Annotated in this window: 16 protein-coding genes; 10 read left to right on the plus strand and 6 right to left on the minus strand. The window is 32.2% G+C overall.

Translation table 11 applies throughout. The annotated features are described in order from the left end of the window. Positions 1 to 86: 86 nt before the first annotated feature. The 4 genes from yqeB to ssnA all read right to left on the minus strand — a co-directional run bounded on the left by yqeB (position 87) and on the right by ssnA (position 7,983). Entirely contained in the window at positions 87 to 902 is an 816-nt protein-coding gene (gene yqeB, locus E6A48_RS07615; protein WP_219709422.1) for a selenium-dependent molybdenum cofactor biosynthesis protein YqeB, read from the minus strand. Between the two features lie 3 nt (positions 903 to 905). After that, the gene (gene xdh, locus E6A48_RS07620; protein ID WP_219709423.1) at positions 906 to 3,479 is read right to left on the minus strand and encodes a selenium-dependent xanthine dehydrogenase; all 2,574 of its coding nucleotides are present in this window, start codon (positions 3,477 to 3,479) and stop codon (positions 906 to 908) included. Positions 3,480 to 3,579: 100 nt separating this feature from the next. Further along, entirely contained in the window at positions 3,580 to 6,555 is a 2,976-nt protein-coding gene (ygfK, locus tag E6A48_RS07625) for a putative selenate reductase subunit YgfK (protein WP_219709424.1), read from the minus strand. A 96-nt stretch (positions 6,556 to 6,651) separates the two neighbouring features. After that, the gene (gene ssnA, locus E6A48_RS07630; RefSeq protein WP_219709425.1) at positions 6,652 to 7,983 is read right to left on the minus strand and encodes a putative aminohydrolase SsnA; all 1,332 of its coding nucleotides are present in this window, start codon (positions 7,981 to 7,983) and stop codon (positions 6,652 to 6,654) included. A gap of 211 nt (positions 7,984 to 8,194) precedes the next feature. On the opposite strand from ssnA, the gene E6A48_RS07635 reads away from it, so the two are divergent. The 10 genes from E6A48_RS07635 (at position 8,195) to E6A48_RS07680 (ending at position 20,030) form a co-directional block, all read left to right on the plus strand. After that, on the plus strand, positions 8,195 to 8,848 hold the full coding sequence (locus tag E6A48_RS07635; RefSeq protein ID WP_013243678.1) for a helix-turn-helix transcriptional regulator: 654 nt from the start codon (positions 8,195 to 8,197) through the stop codon (positions 8,846 to 8,848). Next, positions 8,841 to 10,034, plus strand: coding sequence for a diaminopropionate ammonia-lyase (dpaL, locus tag E6A48_RS07640; RefSeq protein ID WP_219709426.1), 1,194 nt, complete (start codon positions 8,841 to 8,843; stop codon positions 10,032 to 10,034). The genes E6A48_RS07635 and dpaL overlap by 8 nt, the downstream gene beginning before the upstream one ends. A 37-nt stretch (positions 10,035 to 10,071) precedes the next feature. Further along, complete coding sequence (locus E6A48_RS07645; protein ID WP_219709427.1) at positions 10,072 to 11,403, plus strand: YgeY family selenium metabolism-linked hydrolase; 1,332 nt, start codon at positions 10,072 to 10,074, stop codon at positions 11,401 to 11,403. A 47-nt stretch (positions 11,404 to 11,450) separates the two neighbouring features. Continuing rightward, the gene (gene ygeW / locus E6A48_RS07650) at positions 11,451 to 12,644 is read left to right on the plus strand and encodes a knotted carbamoyltransferase YgeW (RefSeq protein WP_219709429.1); all 1,194 of its coding nucleotides are present in this window, start codon (positions 11,451 to 11,453) and stop codon (positions 12,642 to 12,644) included. A gap of 129 nt (positions 12,645 to 12,773) precedes the next feature. Further along, positions 12,774 to 13,715: a carbamate kinase gene (gene arcC / locus E6A48_RS07655; protein ID WP_219709431.1), complete on the plus strand. Its 942-nt coding sequence runs from the start codon at positions 12,774 to 12,776 to the stop codon at positions 13,713 to 13,715. A gap of 49 nt (positions 13,716 to 13,764) precedes the next feature. After that, positions 13,765 to 15,111, plus strand: a complete 1,347-nt coding sequence (locus tag E6A48_RS07660) for a uracil-xanthine permease family protein (RefSeq protein WP_219709432.1) — start codon at positions 13,765 to 13,767, stop codon at positions 15,109 to 15,111. A gap of 34 nt (positions 15,112 to 15,145) precedes the next feature. Then, positions 15,146 to 17,281 (plus strand): xanthine dehydrogenase family protein molybdopterin-binding subunit, encoded by a 2,136-nt coding sequence (locus E6A48_RS07665; RefSeq protein WP_219709436.1) that lies wholly within the window; start codon positions 15,146 to 15,148, stop codon positions 17,279 to 17,281. Next, the gene (locus E6A48_RS07670; RefSeq protein WP_013243672.1) at positions 17,281 to 17,766 is read left to right on the plus strand and encodes a (2Fe-2S)-binding protein; all 486 of its coding nucleotides are present in this window, start codon (positions 17,281 to 17,283) and stop codon (positions 17,764 to 17,766) included. Before E6A48_RS07665 ends, E6A48_RS07670 begins: the two co-directional genes overlap by 1 nt. Then, on the plus strand, positions 17,760 to 18,611 hold the full coding sequence (locus tag E6A48_RS07675) for an FAD binding domain-containing protein (protein ID WP_219709441.1): 852 nt from the start codon (positions 17,760 to 17,762) through the stop codon (positions 18,609 to 18,611). The genes E6A48_RS07670 and E6A48_RS07675 overlap by 7 nt, the downstream gene beginning before the upstream one ends. A gap of 39 nt (positions 18,612 to 18,650) precedes the next feature. After that, positions 18,651 to 20,030 (plus strand): uracil-xanthine permease family protein, encoded by a 1,380-nt coding sequence (locus E6A48_RS07680; protein WP_219709443.1) that lies wholly within the window; start codon positions 18,651 to 18,653, stop codon positions 20,028 to 20,030. A gap of 42 nt (positions 20,031 to 20,072) precedes the next feature. On the opposite strand, the gene yqeC is transcribed toward E6A48_RS07680, so the two are convergent. Both yqeC and xdhC read right to left on the minus strand, forming a co-directional pair. Beyond that, on the minus strand, positions 20,073 to 21,257 hold the full coding sequence (gene yqeC / locus E6A48_RS07685; RefSeq protein ID WP_219709444.1) for a selenium cofactor biosynthesis protein YqeC: 1,185 nt from the start codon (positions 21,255 to 21,257) through the stop codon (positions 20,073 to 20,075). Between the two features lies 1 nt (position 21,258). Further along, positions 21,259 to 22,125, minus strand: coding sequence for a xanthine dehydrogenase accessory protein XdhC (gene xdhC, locus E6A48_RS07690; RefSeq protein WP_219709446.1), 867 nt, complete (start codon positions 22,123 to 22,125; stop codon positions 21,259 to 21,261). Between the last annotated feature and the right edge of the window lie 90 nt (positions 22,126 to 22,215).

Genomic DNA, 22,215 nt, shown 5'->3' on the forward strand with positions numbered 1-22,215 from the left:
ACGAAGTCCGCACCGCGAAGGCGGGAAAAATAACAATAAAAAATATACAAAATTTTTTAATTTAATAAAAAATCTATAATTTGAAATTAATTACTATTATATAAATACATCATAGCAGTAAGCACAGCTCCTCCTAAGTTTCTTGCCTTATCTGAAATTGTAAAACAGTTATCATATTCAGATTTTCTAGGATCAATATCTGCTATTTTTAAACCATTATGTACTTTAAAACCATCTCTTATAATGCCTCGCAAAAGCCCTTCAAAAGGTGCAATTACTTCTATTTTTTTATTGTTATTATCTATATATGCTATAATTTCTTTTTCTCTTACGAAATCGCCTATGTTTTTTATGTTTTCAATAATGCCGTCAGAGCTTGCATGTATTACTCTTTCGGCTTCTTTGCCTCCAATGTTTCCAGGTATTCCTGTGTTTGGTATGGCCTCGCCTTCTAAATACATTCTTCCAAGATTATGCCCTCTCATAGTCTCTATAACAATATCGCAGTCTTTGCCTGCAGTAAAACCGGGACCTAATGCTATAGTATATTTAGCCATAGATTTATTAGTGCCTAGATTTTTTTTAGCGATTATAGCATCAATTAAAAATGTTGGTTTTATGTGATTTAATATTTCACAGTTAGGGTCAATAAGAATAGGAATTTTATTAATTGTATTAAGAGCCTCTTCATAGCTTTTTACAAGTACAGCTTCAATATCTTCTACTTTTATTTTACCATCATAAACAGCTTCAGATAATGCAACTTTCCTTCTTATAGCAGAGGGGTGCTGCGTCTCTAATATAATAACTTTGAAATGAGCCTTATATAGAGAGTACACAACACCAGTAGCTAAATCACCAGCTCCTCTTACAATTACAAGTTCATTTTTAATTAAACTCATAAATTATCTTGAATAAGGAGTATTTTTAAGCGGCAATTCTGTTTGGAACTCGCCGTTAAATTTATAATATGCCAAAGCAACAGCAGGAGCAGTAGGTATACTAGAAATCTCTCCTATACCAGTAGCACCATAACCATAAGGAACACCTTCTTTTTCTATAATAATAGATTCAACATCAGGTGTCTTGTCAGCTCTAAATAATCCCAAAGTACCGAATTTTACTTTAGGAACACAATTTTCAAGCGGGAATTTTTCTGTTAAAGCATAACCTAAAGACATAACAACACCGCCCTCAATTTGTCCTTCTAAAGCTATAGGGTTAATTGCTTTTCCTATATCATGAGCAGCAACTACCTTTTGTATTGTACCGTCTTCATTAAGTATACATACTTGAGTAGCATAACTATAAGCCACGTGAGAAACAGGATTAGGTTTGTCTACTCCCATTTTGTCAGTTATTGTGAGCCATTCTCCGTAATACTCTTTTCCTTCCAAGTCTTTTAAAGTTTTACCAGAATCTAAATCTTTTTTAAGTTCTTCACAAGCTCTCTTACAAGCCTCACCTGTAATAAGTGTTTGTCTAGAACCTGAAGTAGTACCAGAATCTGGAGAAGTTGCAGTATTAGGCTGATGAACTATTATCTCATCATCATTCAAATTGAGAGTTTCACCTGCTATTTGATAAAGTACAGTGGCAATACCCTGACCAATACAAGAAGCAGCAGAATATACATTAACTTTTGAGTCTTTTATTAATAAACGAACTCTTCCAGTATCAGGAAGCCCAACACCCACACCAGAGTTTTTCAAAGAACAAGCTATACCTACATATTTGTTGTTGTAGAATATATCTTTAACAGCCTCTAATGTTTCAACAAGACCAGTAGAATCATCTGCTATTTGATAGTTAGGAAGCACCTGACCAGGACGAATAGCATTTCTGTATCTTATCTCCCAAGGGTCTAAACCGCACATTTCAGCAAGCAAGTTTATATTCATCTCTGTAGCAAAACAAGATTGAGGAACACCAAAACCTCTGAATGGTCCAGTAGGAGGGTTATTAGTGTAGAAAGATTTACCCTCTATATCTATAACATGATAATTATAAGGACCAGCAGCATGAGTACAAGCTCTTTGAAGTACAGGTCCGGATAATGAAGCATAAGCACCGGCATCTGTAATTAAAGTAGCTTTCATAGCTGTAAGTATACCGTTTTCATCGCAGGCAGTAGTCATATCTATACTCATAGGGTGGCGTTTTGGGTGCCAGTTAATACTTTCTTGTCTTGTAAGTTTAAATTTAACAGGTCTTTTTGTTCTATAAGCCATTATAGCAGCATAGTGCTGAACGCTCATATCTTCTTTACCGCCGAAACCGCCGCCTACATATTTATTTTCTACTACAACCTTTTCAGCATCTATTCCTAAAGCCATAGCTACTTCTCTTTTTGTATCATAAACGCTTTGGTCGCTTGAATATACAAATATACCGTCACCATTAAAAGGCATAGCAACAGCAACCTCTGCCTCCATAAATGCATGCTCTGTCCAAGGAAGCTCATAATGTCTTGTAACTTTATATTTTGATTTAGCTATTACTTCATCAGCATTTCCTTTAACTAATCTTTCATGAGTAAGTAAATTGCTTTCTCTATCTTCATGAACTAAAGGAGCATTTTCTTTCATAGCTTCTTCTGGGTTTCTTACAAGAGGCAGCTCTTCATATTCTATTTTTACTAAATCTCTTGCTTTTTTGGCAGTAGCTTCATCTTCAGCAACAATTAAAGCCAAACCATCAGCAATAAATCTTGTAGTTTCGCCTTCTCCAATAAGCACGTCCCAATCGTGGAAAATATGACCAACTTTTTTTGCTCCAGGTAAATCTTTAGCAGTGATTATATCAACAACACCTTTTAAAGCCTTTGCCTCGCTAATATCTATTTTTAATATTTTAGCTCTAGGATATTTAGTTCTAACAGCAACACCATAAAGCATACCTTCTATTTCAACATCATCACAATATTCACCAATACCAAGTGCTTTTTCTTTAGCGTCCACTCTTACAATGTTTTTGTCGCCTAATTTTACTTTACCTTTGTATTCTTTAACATCAATATTTTCTCTAATCATTTTAGCTGCTAACTCAATAGCATCAATGATTTTTTTGTATCCAGTACATCTGCAAATATTGTTTTTTATAGCAGCAACGATTTCAAGTCTTGTAGGGTTATTATTTTTATCAATTAATCCTTTAGCACATACAACCATACCAGGAATACAGAATCCGCATTGCACAGCACCAGCAACTGCAAAAGCATGAGAATAAACATCTTTTTCTCTTTGAGTAAATCCTTCTATAGTTTGAACACTCTTTCCTTGAAGTCTTCCTATAGTCTGTATACAAGCTTTAGTAGGTTTTCCATCTATTAATACAGTACAAGTTCCGCAAGCTCCTTCAGAGCAGCCGTCTTTTACTGATTTACATTTACAATCATTCCTAAGAACGTCCATTAATTTTCTATCAGAGTCAAAGCTCATTTCTTTGCCATTAATTATAATCTTGGCACTTTCACCCATTATTATACCTCCAATTTTAATAATATATTAATAAAATAAACATAACAAAGGGAATAATACTTTTATTCCCTTCGCTATGTAACAATTAGTATAAAGTAAATTATTTTAATATTAAATATTTATAATTATTAAATACACTATCAACTATGCTATAAACTCCATTAAAGTTTTTAGAACTTCCAGCCTTATAAGACTCTTCTTTGCCGTCAATTCTAAGTTTAGCATTACCTTCTTTATCTAAGAACAAGAAGCCGTCATTTTTAGAGTTTTTCATGTCATCTGCAGTAGCAAATAATGTAAACTTATCTTTATAAGGAGCAGAACTATAAGGGCAGAATGTTTCACAGTTTCCGCATTCATTACACATATAGTCAACGTGTATAATTTGTGATATTTTAGCTCCGCCTTCAACTTTAATTGATACATTTGCTCTGTTAGGACAAACTTCAGTACAGCTTTCACATATATAATCACAGCTTAAACATCTAGTAGCTTCAGGGTCTTTTGATACCTCTTTTAAGTTACCTTTTTTGCTGTAAGAAATCTCTTCAGTAGAAACAGAAGGTAAATCAGGGGCAATTGCTTTTCCTAAAATAGATTCAGCAACAACTCTAGCATCTCTTATAGCCTCAACTATAGTAGCAGCTCCATATAAACCATCGCCAGCAATATAAACATTTTTGATAGATGATTCATTATTAGCATTGCATTTTGGCTTACCTTTATCATCAACATCTATACCGTTAGATTTATAGAAGTCAGATTCAATTTGTTCACCAATAGAAGCTATTACTGTGTTAGCAGGAACTTCTACTGTTTCATTAGTTTCAACAACGTTTCTTCTTCCTTTTTCATCATAGTCAGATAATTCCATTTTTTTGCATAAAAGTTTGCCGTTTTCTAATTTAACAGGTGCAAGTAGTTCCATAAACTCAACACCATCTTCTAAAGCTTCTTTTAACTCTTCTTCATGTGCAGGCATATATCTTTTAGTTCTTCTATAAACTAATCTAACATTTTTTACACCCTTGTTTTTCTTAGCAGCACGAGCAGCGTCCATAGCAGTGTTACCACCGCCGATTACTACTACATTCTCACCTAATTCAACATTGCCGTTAGTTTTGTTGAACTCTTCTAAGAATTTAAGAGCGTTCATAGATTCGCCAGCTTCAAGTTTTAAAGGCATATTTTTATGAGCACCTATACAAACAACAGTGTAATCATAATTCTTAGCAAACTCTTTTATATCTTTTATCTCTTTGCCAAGTTCAAATTTAACACCCATTTGTTTGCATAAATTAACATCATTTCCTATTTCTTCAGCAGTTATTCTGAAGCTAGGTATAATATTAGCAACTACACCGCCAGCTTTTTCTCTTTTATCAAATACTGTAACATCCACTCCAGCACGTGCCAAGAAGAAAGCAGCAGAAAGACCAGCAGGACCAGCACCTATAACACCAGCTTTTTTTCCTATAGAAGGAGCAGGTTTTAATGTGCTTATTACTTTGCTATATCCAGCTTTAGCAGCTTCTAATTTACAAGCTCTAATGCTTACAGGCTCTTCATAGAATTGTCTAGTACATTTATCCATACAAGTATGAGGACATAATATACCAGTAGCAAATGGAAGAGCATTTTTTTCTATTATTACTTTGAAAGATTCTTCATATTGTCCTTTAGAATTAAGTCTTATATAGGTAGTAAGGTCTTGATGAATAGGACAAGTTTCCATACAAGGAGCTATATAACAATCAACTAAAGGCACTTTTTTATTAACTTTTCTGCTTGCAAGAGGCTTAATAGGCTTAACATGATGTTTGCTTTTTTTGCCCCATTCAATAATTTTTTCTGTCTTAGCAACATCTACTTTCGTAAATACTTTAGGCTCTTTGAGGTTTTTAGCTATTTGCTCTCCTCTTTGATATCCGCCTGTTTTTAGGAAAGTAGTAGCCATAGTTACAGGCCATATTCCTGCATCTATAACATCATTAATATTAAAATAATCACATCCTCCAGAATATGATATTCTTAATTTTCCGTCAAAATCTTTGCTTAGTCTTGAAGCTACTGTCATAGAAAGAGGGAATAAAGATTTACCAGACATATACATCTCTTCAGATGGCAATTCTTTTTGTTTAACATCTACAGGGAATGTGTTAGTGATTTTTACTCCAAATGAAAGTGAATTGCTTTCAGCTAATTTTTGAAGTCTTTGAAGCATAGGAACAGCATCGCTATACTGTAAGTCATCATTAAAGTGGAAATCAGTAAATGATATATAATCATAACCCATTTCATCTAAAGTTTTTCTAGCATAATCATAGCCTAAAAGAGTAGGGTTACATTTAACGAAAGTGTTTAATTTTTTTTCTGTGATTAAATAAGAAGCAATTTTTTCTATTTCTGTAGGAGGACAGCCGTGAAGTGTTGATAATGTAACAGAATTACAAATATCAGCATTAATTTTATCAATATCTTCTTTTTTGAAGTTTTTAAATCTGCTTATATTATTAGTAAGCCACTCTTTACATTCTTTAAATATAGAAGTGTTTGAAGCGTTTTTCATGCCTTCAATGAAAGTATCAATTTTTTCAGTTTTAATGCCTTCATAATCATAACCAACAGACATATTAAACTGAAAACCGTCCATCTCTCCTAAATCCCATTCTTTAGCAATTACTTTTAAAGCAACCCAAGCCTTAACATATTCATCAAAAGCCTGAGGTACATAAAGCTCAGTAGACCATTCGCAGTTATAACATTCATCATTAGCAGTGATACAAGGTTTAGCAACGCATTTGCTTAATTCTTCACCGTCCATTTTTTGTACTGTTTTAAGTTCAAAGAATCTGCTTCCTGTATAATAAGCAGCTATTATATTTTGAGCCAACTGAGTATGAGGTCCTGCAGCAGGTCCTATAGGAGTTTCTAATTTTCTTCCAAAAATTTCATAATATTTAGCTTTATCAGCTTTGAATGCCCTTGAAATACCAAATACCTTACCAGATTTTTTTTCTTCCAAAACCCAATTCATAAGGTTTCCAAAAGGAATAGGGGTCATTACATCACTCATTTATAATCCTCCAATTATTTATTAATTAATACTGTTTTAAAAAATTTAGAGTAATGGAGCAAAATATACCCCATTACTTAATATAATATATTTAAATTATTTATTAATTTGTTTCCAAAGTTTAGCAGACTCTTCTCTTATTTTAGCATAAGCAGCTTCTTCATCAATTTTTGTAAGTTTTCTATCTCTCATCAATACTTCACCGTTACAAACAGTAGTATTAACATGTCCGCCATTCATACCAAATAATATATGTCCGTTTATGTTTTTATCGCTTAATTCTGTGTAATTTTTATAGTCTACAATGATAACATCAGCAGCAGCTCCCTCTTTAAGTACGCCTAAAGGAGTTTCAAAGAATCTATTAGCTATTTTAGCATTATTTTCAAATAGCATTGTAGGTAATTCACCCCAAGCAGCATTAGGGTCGCATAAATGATGTTTATGAAGTACATTAGCAACTTTGTATGATTCTATCATATCATGAGTATATCCGTCAGTGCCTAAACCTGTTAAAATTCCTTTTTTCATTAATTCCATAGTAGGAGGACAACCGCAAGCATTACCCATATTAGATTCAGGGTTATGAGAAGTCATAGTATCTGTTTCTTTTATTAAATCCATTTCATGAGGATTAACATATATACAATGCACAAGCAAAGTATGAGGACCAAGTACTTTCCAATCAAATAATCTATCAACCACTCTTTTTCCATGATCTTTAAGACAAGCATGCAAATCTTCTATACCCTCAGCAACGTGAATATGACATCCTATACCATCTGGTAAATCTTTCATACAAGCTTCCATAGTTTTATCAGAAATAGTAAAAGAAGCATGCATTCCCATCATACCTTTAATCATATCTGTTTTATCAGCCATAGCATGCTTAATAAAGTCAAGATTTTCTTTAATAGAAGCTTTAGATTTAGCCTCTCCATCTCTATCAGAAACTTCATAACATAAAGAAGTACGAACTCCCATAGTTTTAGCAGCTTCTTCTATAGCAAACAATGAACCTTCAATATGTCCAAAGCTAGCATGGTGGTCAAACACTGTGGTAACACCATTTTTAATAGATTCTATATAAGTAGCCATTGCACTTTGTTTAGTTTGCTCTAAAGTAAGATTTCTATCTATAGTCCACCACATGCCGTCTAATATTTCTAAAAATCCTTTAGGGTTATAACCATTAATACTAAAACCTCTAGCCATAGCAGAGTAAATATGTTCATGAACATTTATAAATGCAGGCATAATAATGCTTCCTTTAGCATCTATAAACTCAGCATCTTTATATTTTGCTTTTAAATCTGAAGTTTTGCCAACTTCTTTAATTAATCTTCCATCACAAAGAACTGCACCATCTTCTATAAACGGTTTAGCAGAATCTCTAGTTATTAATTTACCTCCGCCTATTAATAGCATATATTCCCCCTAAAATTTCATATTTTTATAATTTATAATCTATATTTTAATAGGATATTAAAAAAAGTTGATTTGTCAACGAATTTGTATAAAAAATTCAAAAATTTTTAGATTTTTTGTTGAAAATCTAAAAAAAAATTAGTATACTATAAACGTATCAATTAATGAAGTTATAGATTTTAAGTATATAGTAGCTTTTTATAGGATATTTATGAGTTCTAATATAATACTAGAGACTTTAGTAAGCGTGGCACATGGTATAGCAAGGCAATTTGGTAACAATTGCGAAGTTTGTATTCATGAATTGAAAGAGGAAGATTTAGAGCATACAATTCTTTTTATCATTAATGGCGGTATTACAGGTAGAAAAGTAGGCGAAGGTGCTTCAAATGTAGTATTAAAGACTATAGAGAAAATAAAAAAGGGAGAACCTATAGTTGACCATTTATCTTATCTTACAAAAGCATCAAACGGCAAAATATTAAAGTCTTCAACTGTGTTTATAAAAGATATGGAAGGAAAATATAGATATATACTTTCTATAAACTTTGATATAAGCAGTTTTATTCCATTTAAGAGTGATTTAGATTTATTGCTTCAAACAGAAGATAAATCTAAACTTGAAGAGATACCAAACAGTGCTCAGGAACTTATGGAAAAGCTTATATTAAAAAGTGAGGAATTGATAGGAAAACCTGCTTCTATAATGAATAAAGATGAAAAAATAAAGGCTATAAAATTTTTAAATGACTCTGGAGTATTTTTAATAACAAAATCTGGAGATAAGGTGTCAAATCATTTTGGAATAAGTAAATTCACTCTATATAATTATATAGATTCAAAAAAGGAGGAAGTAAATGAGTGAGCTTAAATGGGCAGAAAATAAAATGCCTAAGTCAGATGACAAAAATTTACCAATAATGTCTATTGAGGAAGTAAAGAAGGCAAAAGCTTTTCATAAAAGTTTCCCTCAATATACACAAACACCATTATCAGAATTAAAAGAAATGGCAAAATATTTAGGTTTAGGAACTATAAAAGTAAAAGATGAGTCATATAGATTTGGTCTTAATGCTTTTAAAGTATTAGGCGGCTCTTACTCTATGGCTAGATATATAGCTCAAAAAATGGGAAAAGATGTAAGTGAGTTTCCTTATGATGTATTAACTTCAAAAAAATTAAAAGATGAGTTCGGTCAAGCTACTTTCTTCTCAGCTACAGATGGTAACCACGGAAGAGGAGTTGCTTGGGCTGCTAATAAATTAGGACAAAAATCAGTAATTTTTATGCCTAAAGGCTCAACAGAAACAAGATTAAAAAACATTCAAGCTGAAGGAGCTACTGCTACAATAGAAGAATATAACTATGATGAATGTGTTAGAAAAGCTGCTGCAGAAGCTGCAAAAGTGCCTAATGGAGTAGTTGTACAAGATACTGCTTGGGAAGGTTATGAAGAGATACCTGCTTGGATTATGCAAGGTTATGGCACTATGGCTTTAGAGGCTGATGAGCAATTTGGTGAAAGACCTACACATGTATTTGTACAGGCTGGTGTTGGTTCTTTGGCTGGTGCTATGGTTGGATATTTTGCTAACAAATATAAAGATAATCCTCCTGTAATGGTTGTTGTAGAGGCTGAAGCTGCTGCTTGTTTATATAAAGGTGCTGTAGCAGGCGATGGTAAAATAAGAATAGTTGAAGGTGATTTAAATACTATTATGGCTGGACTTGCTTGCGGTGAGCCTAATATTACTTCTTGGGATATACTTAAAAATCATGCTGATTGTTTTATAGCTGCTGAAGATGTAGTTGCTGCAAGAGGTATGAGAATGCTTTCTGCTCCATTAAAAGGAGACCCTCAAGTGGTATCTGGTGAATCTGGAGCTGCTCCTTTCGGTGCTTTGGCTACTATAATGCTTAATGATGAATATGCTGAATTAAGAAAAAAATTAAAACTTGATTCTAATTCTAAAGTATTATTATTCAGCACAGAAGGTGATACTGACCCAATTAGATGGAAAAATATTATTTGGGAAGCAAAAGAGAGATAATAATTTTTTATATATATAATTTTAGGGAGAAATAAAAATGAGTGCTATTTCAAAAGAACAATTTGAACAAATAAAAGCAAAAGCAGAAGGCTATAAAGCTGATATGACTAAGTTTTTAAGAGATTTGGTAGCAATTCCTAGTGAATCTTGCGAAGAGAAAGGTGTAATTGAGAGAATTGCTGAAGAGATGAAAAAAGTAGGATTTGATAAAGTAGAAATAGATCCTATGGGTAACGTTTTAGGTTATATGGGTACTGGTAAAACTTTAATAGGTATAGATGCTCATATAGACACAGTTGGTATAGGTAACAAAGACAACTGGGAATTTGACCCTTATAAAGGTTATGAAAACGATATCGAAATCGGCGGAAGAGGAACTTCTGACCAAGAGGGCGGTATAGTTTCTGGTGTTTATGGTGCTAAAATAATGAAAGATTTAGGTCTTTTAAGCGACAAATATCAAGTTGTTGTTGTTGGTACTGTACAAGAAGAAGACTGCGATGGTTTATGCTGGGAATACATTTGTAAAGAAAGTAAAATTAAACCTGAGTTTGTAATTTCTACTGAACCTACTGACGGCGGTATCTACAGAGGTCAAAGAGGCAGAATGGAAATAAGAGTAGATGTTAAAGGTATTTCTTGCCACGGTTCTGCTCCAGAGAGAGGAGATAACGCTATTTATAAAATGGCTGACATACTTCAAGACATTAGAAGCCTTAACGAAAACGATGCTAAAGATTCTACACCTATCAAAGGTTTAGTAAAAATGTTAGAAGAAAAATACAATCCTCAATATAAAGAAGCTAACTTCTTAGGAAGAGGTACTGTAACTGTTTCTCAAATATTCTACACTTCTCCAAGCAGATGTGCTGTTGCTGACTCTTGTTCTATATCATTAGACAGAAGAATGACAGCTGGCGAAACTTGGGAAAGCTGCCTAGAAGAAATAAGAAACCTTCCTAATGTAAAAAAATATGGTGCTGAAGTATCTATGTATAATTATGAAAGACCATCTTGGAAAGGTTTAGTTTATCCAATAGAATGTTACTTCCCAACTTGGGTAATACCTGAAGACCATGCTGTAACTAAAGCTTTAGAAGAGGCTTATAAAGGTCTTTATGGTACTGAAAGAATTGGACCTACTCCAGAAATAGAAAAAGAAAGAAAAGCTCGTCCGCTTACTGATAAATGGACATTCTCTACTAATGGTGTATCTATAATGGGAAGAAATGGAATACCTTGTATAGGTTTTGGTCCTGGTGCTGAAGCTCAAGCTCATGCTCCTAATGAAAAAACTTGGAAACAAGATTTAGTTGTATGTGCTGCTATGTATGCTGCTGTACCTACTATATACTGTGCTAATAAATAATAAAAATATTAATTAAATAAAAAATAAAAATAAAAGGATAGAAAAATATGGGTATACAAAAATATATTTCAAAACTCGATAGCCTTGAATTTGGAAAAATGTATAAAAATGACTTTTTCCTTACTTGGGACAAAACTTTTGATGAATTACAAGCTGTTTGGACTGTTGCTGATGCTTTAAGATTTTTAAGAGAAAGCAACATATCTACTAAAGTTTTTGATTCTGGTTTAGGTATTTCTTTATTTAGAGATAACTCTACTAGAACTCGTTTCTCTTTTGCTTCTGCTTGTAATCTTTTAGGTTTAGAAGTACAAGACTTAGACGAAGGTAAAAGCCAAATCGCTCATGGTGAAACTGTTAGAGAAACTGCTAACATGGTATCTTTCATGGCTGATGTTATAGGTATCAGAGATGATATGTATATTGGTAAAGGTCATGAATATATGAAAGAAGTTTCTGAGTCTGTAAGACAAGGTTACAATGACGGTATATTAGAGCAAATTCCTACTCTAGTAAACTTACAATGTGACAGAGACCATCCAACTCAAATGATGGCTGACTCTTTACACTTCATCCACGAATTAGGCGGATTAGAAAACTTAAGAGGTAAAAAAGTTGCTATGACTTGGGCTTATTCACCTTCTTACGGTAAACCTCTTTCTGTACCTCAAGGTGCTGCTGGTTTATTCACAAGATTAGGTATGGATGTTGCTTTAGCTTATCCAAAAGGTTATGAGCTTATGCCTGAAGTTGAAGCTATTGCTAAGAAAAATGCTGAAGCTGCTGGCGTAAAATTAACTATCACTAATGATATGGACGAAGCTTTTGAAAATGCTGATGTTGTTTATCCTAAATCTTGGGCTCCATTTGCTGCTATGCAAGAGAGAACAGACCTTTATGGTAAAGGCGACACTAACGGAATAAAAGAACTTGAACAAAGATTATTAGCTCAAAACGCTAAACATAAAGATTGGTGCTGTACTGAAGAAAAAATGAAGAAAACTAAAGACGGAAAAGCATTATACTTACACTGCTTACCTGCTGACATTAATGATGTTAGCTGTAAAGAAGGTGAGGTTGCTGCTTCTGTATTTGACAGATATAGAGTACCTCTTTACAAACAAGCTAGCTACAAACCATATGTTATAGCTGCTATGATTTTCTTAGCTAAGTTTAGAGATCCTCAAGCTGTATTAAGCAAATTAGCTTCTGATGGAAAACCAAGAGTATTTGGTTGCTAATAATTAAACAATATAATGGTAAGTGTCTATTAATTATAGTGCTTACCATTTTATATCTTTAATATTGTGAAAAAAAGAACTTTTTTGATGATATTAAAATTAAATTAATTTTGTTTTTAGGATATAAAAATGGAAAATAAAAAAAGAATAGTTATTGCTTTAGGCGGTAATGCTTTGGGAGATACTCTTGCAGAGCAAATGGAAGCTGTAAAAATAACTGCTAAAAACATAGTAGATTTAGTAGAAAATGGCTGTGAAGTAATAGTAGCACATGGTAATGGTCCTCAAGTTGGATTTATCAATAATGCTATGAATGAATACACTAATAATCACAACACTGGAAACCCTATACCTTTATCAGTATGTGTTGCTATGAGTCAGGCTTATATTGGTTATGATTTACAGAATGCTATTATGGAAGAGTTTTCTAATAGAAATATTGCAGTTCCGCCAATAGCTACATTAATTACACAAGTAGTAGTTGATGAGAATGACCCTGCTTTCAAAAACCCTACTAAGCCTATAGGTCAATTTATGACTAAAGAAGAGGGTGAGGCCAAGGCTAAAGAATTGGGTTGGACAGTAAAAGAAGATGCAGGAAGAGGATACAGAAGAGTTGTTGCTTCTCCTAAGCCTGTTGCAATTGCAGAAAGCACTGCTATTAAAGCTATGCTTAATGAAAAGGCTTTAGTAATTTGCTGCGGAGGTGGTGGTATACCTGTTGTAAAAAGAGGCAATCATTTAAAAGGTATGGCTGCTGTTATAGATAAAGACTTTGCTTCTGCTGTACTTGCTAAAGAACTTGATGCTGATATGCTTATCATTTTAACAGCTGTAGAAAAAGTTGCTATTAACTTTGGTAAACCTGATGTTAAATGGCTTGATTCTATGACTATAGAAGAGGCTAAAAAACATTGCGATGAAGGTCAATTTGCTCCTGGTTCTATGCTTCCAAAAGTGCAGGCTTGTATGCAATTTGTTGAGGCTACTGGAAAAGAAGCTATGATTACTTTGCTTGAAAAAGCTAAAGATGCTATTAATGGCAAAACTGGTACTAGAGTAGTGAAATAAAAAATTATATTTACTATAATAAATATAGAAATAAAAAGGAGGGTCATAAATGGAGGGAAATAAATCTAATTCACAGTTAGTTTATCAACTTGAAGGTCGTCCGAACATAGCTGTTGCACTTCCTTTAGGCATGCAGCATGTAATGGCAATGTTTACTTCAAACTTGGCTCCTATATTAATTATTGCGGGGGTATGTGGTTTATCGGGGGCTGATACTGTTGTTATGGTACAGTGTGCAATGTTTGTATCAGGGCTTACAACTTTTATTCAGCTTTATCCTATAAGACTTGGAAAAAACAGACAAATCGGTGCTAATCTTCCTATAGTAATGGGTACATCTTTTGCTTTTGTACCTACTGCTCAAAGTGTTGCTGCTATGGGCGGTATAGGAATGGTATTAGGCGGTGCTATGATTGGAAGTTTAACAGAAGTTATTATGGGATTCTTCTATAAATATATACGTAAATTCTTTCCGCCTTTGGTTGTTGGATGTACACTTGTAACTATAGGAGTAAGTTTACTTAATGTTGGGGTTGGTTATTTTGCCGGCGGGGTTGGATCTCCTGATTATGGTTCTCCTAAAAATTTAGCTATGGGTTTTTTATCTTTATTTGTTATCATTATACTTCAGAAGTTTGGTAAAGGTATTATTAAAAATTCTGCTATTTTAATAGGTCTTATTGTTGGATATATAGTTTCTGCTTTTTTAGGTATGGTTAATACTCAGCCTATATCTGAGGCATCTTGGTTTAGAGTTCCTCTTCCTATGCATTTCAAAATAGAATTTTCTTTGCCTGCTATAATAAGCTTCGCTGTTCTTTATATAACTTCAGGACTTGAAACTATAGGTAATACTTCTGGTATTACAATAGCTGGTTTTGACAGGGAAGCTACAGAAAAAGAAACTTCTGGTGCTATATTGGCAGATGCTTTAGGTTCTACAACTGCTGCATTTTTCAATTGTCTACCAAACACTGCTTTTGGACAAAATGCGGGTATAGTATCTATGACTAAAGTTGTTAATAAATTCTGTATAGCAACAGGTGCTTTTGTTTTAATGTTATGCGGATTTTTCCCTAAATTGGGTGCTGTATTTTCTGCTATACCTAGCTCTGTATTGGGCGGATCTATAATAACAGTATTTGCTATGATTTTAATTAATGGAATCAAAATGATAGCTAAAGCTGGTTTTAGCGAACGTAATATTGTGGTAATGGGTATTACTTTTGCTTTGGGTCTTGGAATAGCTAATCATCAGGATGCTATAGCAAGTCTTCCTAGTTATGTGAAATTCATATTCCATGACACTGTTTCTGCAACTTGTATTATATCTATTGTAGCAAATCTTATATTCCCTGCTGATAAAGAAAGTAAGCCAGAGGATTATAATGCATAATTGTGTGTAAGTTTTTAATTAGTAAGGATATACAATGGAAACTTTTATTAAAGAATTAAAAAATTCTGTTCCGAGAGTGGATGCTTTAGATAAAATAACAGGAAAAACTAAATATTTGAGCGATATAGACTTTGGAAAAGATGTTCTATATGCAAAAATAGTTTATTCTACTAAAGCTAGGGCTAAGATATTAAAAATCAATATACCAGAACTTCCTGAAGGTTATTTTACTGTTGATTATAAAGATGTTCCGGGTAAAAATATGACTACTATGGTTGTAGCTGATTGGCCTCCATTTGCAGAAGATACTGTAAGATATATTGGAGAGACAATACTACTAGTAGTTGGACCTGATAAAAATATAGTTTATGATATTGCTGAAAAGATAACTATAGAATATGAGGATTTGCCTGCGGTATTAAATATAGAAGATTCTAAAAAATTATTAGGCGGAGCTATAGTTAATAATGACAATATATTTGTATCATTCAAAGCGGGATATGGTGATGTAGATGAAGCTTTCAAAAAAGCAAAAACTATAATAGAAGAAACTTATCATACACCATATCAAGAACATTTATATATGGAAGTTAATGGTGCTGTAGGTGTATGGGAAAATAATAAGGTATCAATTTATTCATCTACACAATGTCCATATTATGTACGCAAAGCAACAGCTCCTGTACTTGGGGTTGAAGATGACAATTTAAGAATAGTTGCTCCTCCTATAGGCGGCGGTTTTGGGGGTAAAGAGCATTATCCGGATGTATTATCTGCGGTTGTGGCAGTTGCTACACATAAAGCTAAAAAAACTGTAAAACTTATATTAGACAGACAATTTGATATGGCTTATAGTGTAAAAAGACAGCCTGCTCAAATAACTACTAAAGTTGCACTTGATGAAAACAATAATATTATTGCACTTGATGTAGTATCAGATATGGACGCTGGTGCTTATGAGGCTAGTTCAAGAGTTATAATGCAAAGATGTACATACACTGCTGCTAATGTATATAATTTCCCTAATGTGAGAGTATTAGGAAGATTGTATGTTACTAACAATGTACCTAGCTGTGCATTTAGAGGATTTGGTGCTCCTCAAGCAATATTTGCTATAGAAAGAACTATGGATAATATTGCTAAAAAAATAAATGTTGATCCTATAGAATTAAAAAGAAAATATTTCGTAAAACAAAATGACCCAACTATAACAGGCGGAGTATTCCATGATAATATAATACTTCCTAAAATGCTTGATTGGGCTTTAAAAGAATCTGATTACGAAAGAAAAGCAAAAGAATATAAAAACACTATGTATAAAGGAATAGGAATATCTTGTTTCTTGCATGGCTGTGCTTTTACTGGAAGCGGTGAAAGAGATATAATTAAGGCTAAATTAAAATTAAGAAAAAAGGGCAAAAAACTAATTATACTCACTTCAAATACAGAGATAGGTCAGGGGCTTCATACAACATTTAGAAAAATAGCTTCATACAATTTAAATATTCCATTAGAAGATGTAGAAATAGCTGAATATGATACAGATATTGTTCCAAATACTGGTCCTACTGTAGCTTCACGTTCTGCTATGATAGTAGGGTATTTAGTACAAGAGGCTTCTAAAAAATTAAAAGAAAGATGGAATGAGGCTGATGAAATAGAAATAGTAGAAGATTACAAACACCCTACTCATTTAATAGATTGGGATACTACTACTTTAAGAGGTGATGCTTATCCTAGTTATGGCCTTGGAATAAATGTTGTTGAAGTAGAAGTAGATAAATATACATTAGAAGTAAAAATTGTAGGTGTATGGGCTGTATTTGATTGCGGATATCCTATAGATGAAAAGATAGTAGAAGGTCAGATAAAAGGCGGAGTTGCTCAGGCACTTGGCTGGGGAGCTTTAGAAAAATTGGTAAATAAAGACGGAAAATTCCTTCAAGTGAAGATGTCTGATTATATGATTCCTACTTCTTTAGATTTGCCTGAAATAAAAACTTGTATAATGGGTGAGCCATATCAATATGGACCATTGGGTGCTAAGGGAATAGGGGAAATAACTTTTGACGGTGCTGCTAGTGCTTATGCTTCTGCTATGGAGAATGCTTTGAAACATCATTTTACAAGTATACCTATATTACCAGAAAATATTGCGGAGGTGTTATGATGGCCATAAGTTTTACTGTTAATAATAAAAAAATTAATACAGAATTAAATCCGCTTACTAGATTAATAGATTTTTTGAGAGATGAATTAAAACTTACAGGCACTAAAGAAGGTTGCGGAGAGGGTGAATGCGGAGCTTGTGCTGTTTTGATGAACGGTAAGGTTGTTAATTCTTGTTTAATTCCTATAGCTTTATGCGAGGGAAAAGAAATTTTAACTATAGAAGGTTATACAGAAACAGAGAAAGGAAAAATAGTAACAAAAGCTTTTATTGATGAAGGTGCTGTGCAATGCGGTTTTTGTACTCCAGGTATGGTGATGTCAACAGAGGCTATTTTGAATGATACAAAAGGAAATCCTACTGAAGAAGAAGTTAGAAGAGGACTTTCTGGAAACTTATGCAGATGTACTGGTTATGACCATATAGTTAATGCTGTATTAAGAGCTTCTGAAATGGCTTCAAAGGAGGGTAAAAAATTATGGTAAATACTTTGACAGCTAAAAATATTAATGAGGCTTTGGAATTAAAATTAAAGCATAATGCAATAATTTTTGCAGGCGGTACAGATTTAATGGTAGAGCATCTTAGAGGAAGCAATTTAATAGCTAAATTTGAAAGACCTGTGTTATTCATAAATGAAGTAAATGAATTAAAAGGTATAAAAGAAGATGAAAATAATATCATAATAGGAGCATTAACTACATTTGATGAAATAATTAAATCTCCTCTAATTCCTCAAGTATTAAAGGAGAGTGCTTTAGGTATAGCAGGACCTCCTATTAGAAATATTGCTACTATTGGAGGAAATATTTGCAATGCTTCGCCTTCTGCTGATAGTTTGCCTTCGCTTTATGCAATGGATTCGGTGCTAATATTAAAAAGTAAAGACTCACAAAGAGAAGTAAAAATAAAAGATTTCATCACTGGTGTAAGTAAAACTACAATAAAAGATGATGAAATACTTACTCATATAATGATACCTAAGAAAAATTATGAATATTCTTTCTATAGAAAAATAGGTACAAGAAAGGCTAATGCTTTATCTAAACTTGCTATTTGTGCTTTAGTTTGTAAAGAAAATGATAAGTATAGATTTAAGATAAGTTTCTGTACTTTAGGAATTACAGTTACAAGAGATGAAACTATAGAAGAGAAGTTTGCTGTTTCAGATATCAGTGAATGGAAAAATAAAATAAAAGATATACAGGAAGCGTATTCTTCTATTATGAAACCAAGGGATAGTGCAAGATCAACTGCTTTATATAGAAAAAAATGTGCTTTAAATTTAATAGAATATTTTTTGGAGGAAGCACTAAAAAATATCTGTTAATTTAAAAGATAAAAACAATTTAACAAATGGAGAAGAAATATGAGTATGAATGAAAAAACTCAAAGCGCCTTGTTTGAATATGAAGGCGTTCCAAAAATGACTCAAGCTTTCCCGCTAGCTATTCAACACGTAGTTGCTATGATTGTTGGTTGTGTAACTCCTGCTCTTATAGTATCATCTGCAGCTGGTCTTAAAAGCGGAAGTCCAGAGCAAATATTATTAGTTCAATCTTCATTAGTATTTGCTGCTATTTCTACGATAATTATGGTTTTTCCTATACCTATAACTAAAAACTATCATATAGGTGCTAGACTTCCTATGATTATTGGAGTTAGTTTTGCTTATGTATCTACTATGCAGTCTATTGCTAGAGGTCCTGAAGGCACTGGTCTTGGTGTTAGAGGTCTTGCAATCATTTTTGGTGCTCAAGTAGTAGGCGGTATTGTAGCTATAATATTTGGTTTAGCTGTTGAAAAAATTAGAAAACTATTTCCTCCTTTAATTGCTGGTACAGTAGTATTTACAGTTGGTCTTTCATTATATCCTACAGCTGTTAGATATATGGCTGGCGGAAGTACTTTATATAGCATAAATGGTGAAGTTGTTCCTTTTGGTTCTTGGCAGTATTGGACTGTTGCTTTCATTACTCTTATTGCTGTTATTTTCTTCAATCAATTTACTAAAGGATTTTTAAAATTAGCTTCTATACTTATGGGATTAATTATTGGTTATATAGCAGCATTTTTCTTTGGTATGATTAATTTTACAAGTGTTGTTAATGCTGGTATTTTCCAAGCTCCTAAACTTATACCTTTTGGAATAGAGTTTGACCCTTCTGCTGCTATTGCTATAGCACTTTTATTTGCTGTTAACTCTGTTCAAGCTATTGGAGATTTTTCTGCTACTACTTCAGGCGGTATGGGAAGAATGCCTACTGATAAAGAATTAAAATGCGGTATCACTGCTTATGGTATTACTAATATATTATCTTCTGTATTTGGTTGTTTGCCAACTGCTACTTATAGCCAAAACGTTGGTATAGTTGCTACTACTAAGGTTGTTAATAGAATAGTATTTTTAATTGCTGCTATTATAATATTAGTTGCTGGTTTATTCCCTAAATTCTCAGCTTTACTTACTACTATACCTTCTTGTGTATTAGGTGGTGCTACTATAATGGTATTTGCTTCTATTGCTATGACTGGTATTAAATTGGTATTTACTGAAAATATGGGTCCTAGAAATACTTTAATAGTAGGTCTTGCTGTTGCTTTAGGTATGGGTACTGTTCAAGTTGGAGGAGCTTTAGATACTTTCCCTGCTTGGGCTAAAACTGTATTTGGAAGCAGCCCTGTTGTTATAGCTACTTGTGTTGCTATTATATTAAATGTTATTCTTCCTAAAGAAGAAAAAAAATAATTGTATAATTTTAGACAATGGGATTTTAAAGCCCATTGTCTTTTATTTTAAATCTTCTCTTTTATCTATATCTATTAACTTCATTTCATCTATTGTATATAAAAAAGTGTCATTAATATTTTTCTTTATAATTTTTGATGCTCCTTCATCATTTTCTAGTTTTAAAATGTCATCAATATATTTAGAAGAAAAAATTGCAGGGTTAGAAACTCTGTTTTCTGTAAACATAGCTCCTATATTTTTTTGGCTGAAGTAGAAATATTTTATCATATTAAATATATCATCGCTTCCTAAAAAAGGCATATCGCACACAAAAAAAGCAAAACTGTCAGAGCCATCTTTTATTGCTTCTTTTAATCCAAGTTTTATTGATGAGCTTATTCCAGCATTATGATTGGTATTATAGATAACGGAATAATATTTATTTTCAAACTCTTTATTTATTATTTCATCATATATGCTTACAACAATTATAGAAGTTTCTAAGTTTTTTAACTTTTTATCTTTTTTTAATAATTTTACTACATCAGATATTTTATCAATTGTGTTTTCAAACAATGTTTTATTATTAAGAGAATTAAATTTATGAAGTAATTTGTTGCCATTAAAACGTTTGCTATTTCCAGAAGCAAGAATTATAAATGCAGTTTTTTTATAATTAATATTTTTGTTTTGTGTAAAATCATTTAAGTATAATTGAATATTACTGCATTTATTTTTTAATTTGTTTATGTAGTATTTGTTTGCAATAAATTTGATAGTTTCAATATCTACAATTTTATTTTTATCTATTTCCTTGCATAAATTGTATCTAAAACAAACTTCGCTAAATTTTCTATTTAAAGCATGAAGTCCCATTATTATAACTATTTTAGAAATTTTGCCTAATAATATATTAGGTATAACAGGCTCATTTTCATTAGGTATTTTTATAGGGTAATGTTTTGCTCCATCAGCTTCTATTAATATAATATCAGCGTATTTAATAGCATTATTTAATTCATCATCTCCAACATACATTAGCTTTTTTTCATCATACTCTTTACCAAGCACTATTATATTTTTATTGTCAAATGAGTGAGAATTAATATTGTCAGTATATTTATTAGATTTATAAATTTTTGTTGTGGTTGTTATAATAACTTTTTTGTCTTTATAACTTTTTGATAAGTTTTCTATATATGTAGTCTTTCCACCAGCACCGCATACTAATATTATTTCAGGCATGTTATTTTTTTATTTTCCTTCTATTTTCAAATATTGCTCTTTTTAATATTAGCTCTGCTGCTATACTTACGGCTATCTCTTCTGTAGATTCTGCCCCTATTGGCATGCCTATTGGAGCATGAACTCTTTTTATCATTTCATCTGTATATTTTTCTTCTTCTTTTAATCTATTATGTAGTGTAGCTATTTTTTTGCTGCTTCCTATCATTCCAATATAATAAGCATTTGTTTTTAGAGCATTTTTTTCTACTATATAATCATAACTATGTCCTCTAGTTACTATAATTATATAATCTTTTTCTGTGATATTTATTTTATTAAATACATTCTCATAATCATCCACTATAATTTTGTATGCATTATAAAATCTCTCTTTGTTTGCAAACTCTTCTCTGTCATCAATTACAATACAATTAAATGATAACTTATTAAGTATATCAACTAAGTCTAATGAAACATGCCCAGCCCCAAATATATATACATTACTGTTTTTTTTATTTTCTTCTTCTATTAATCTTTCTATAATTTCTTTGTTATTTTTGTTTATATATTTAAAATCAATTTCTACATTTCCTCCGCAAAGCATACCAACTCCGCCAGATTCTTCATTAGTGAGAGAATAATTTTTTTTGTCATTTGATTTTTTTTGAAGTAGGGTGAAAGCATCATTTAAAACTTTAAACTCTAATATTCCTCCTCCTATTGTAGAGAGAGTCTTTTTATTATTGTTTTCATCAAAATATGCAATCATCATAGCATCAGAAGTTCTAGGTGATGAACCGCTAGATTTTATTATATTTATTAGTATTATTTCTCTATTTAGTTCTAATAATTTAATAGCTTCATTTAAAGTATTTTTTAGTGTCATATTATATTATCTCTTTTATTTAAATATTTTTTATTATATATGTAAACAATAAAAAAGTCGACCGCAATAATTACGGCCGACTTTATATGC

Source organism: Brachyspira pilosicoli, assembly GCF_019402445.1.
GTDB classification, from domain to species: Bacteria; Spirochaetota; Brachyspiria; order Brachyspirales; family Brachyspiraceae; genus Brachyspira; species Brachyspira pilosicoli_B.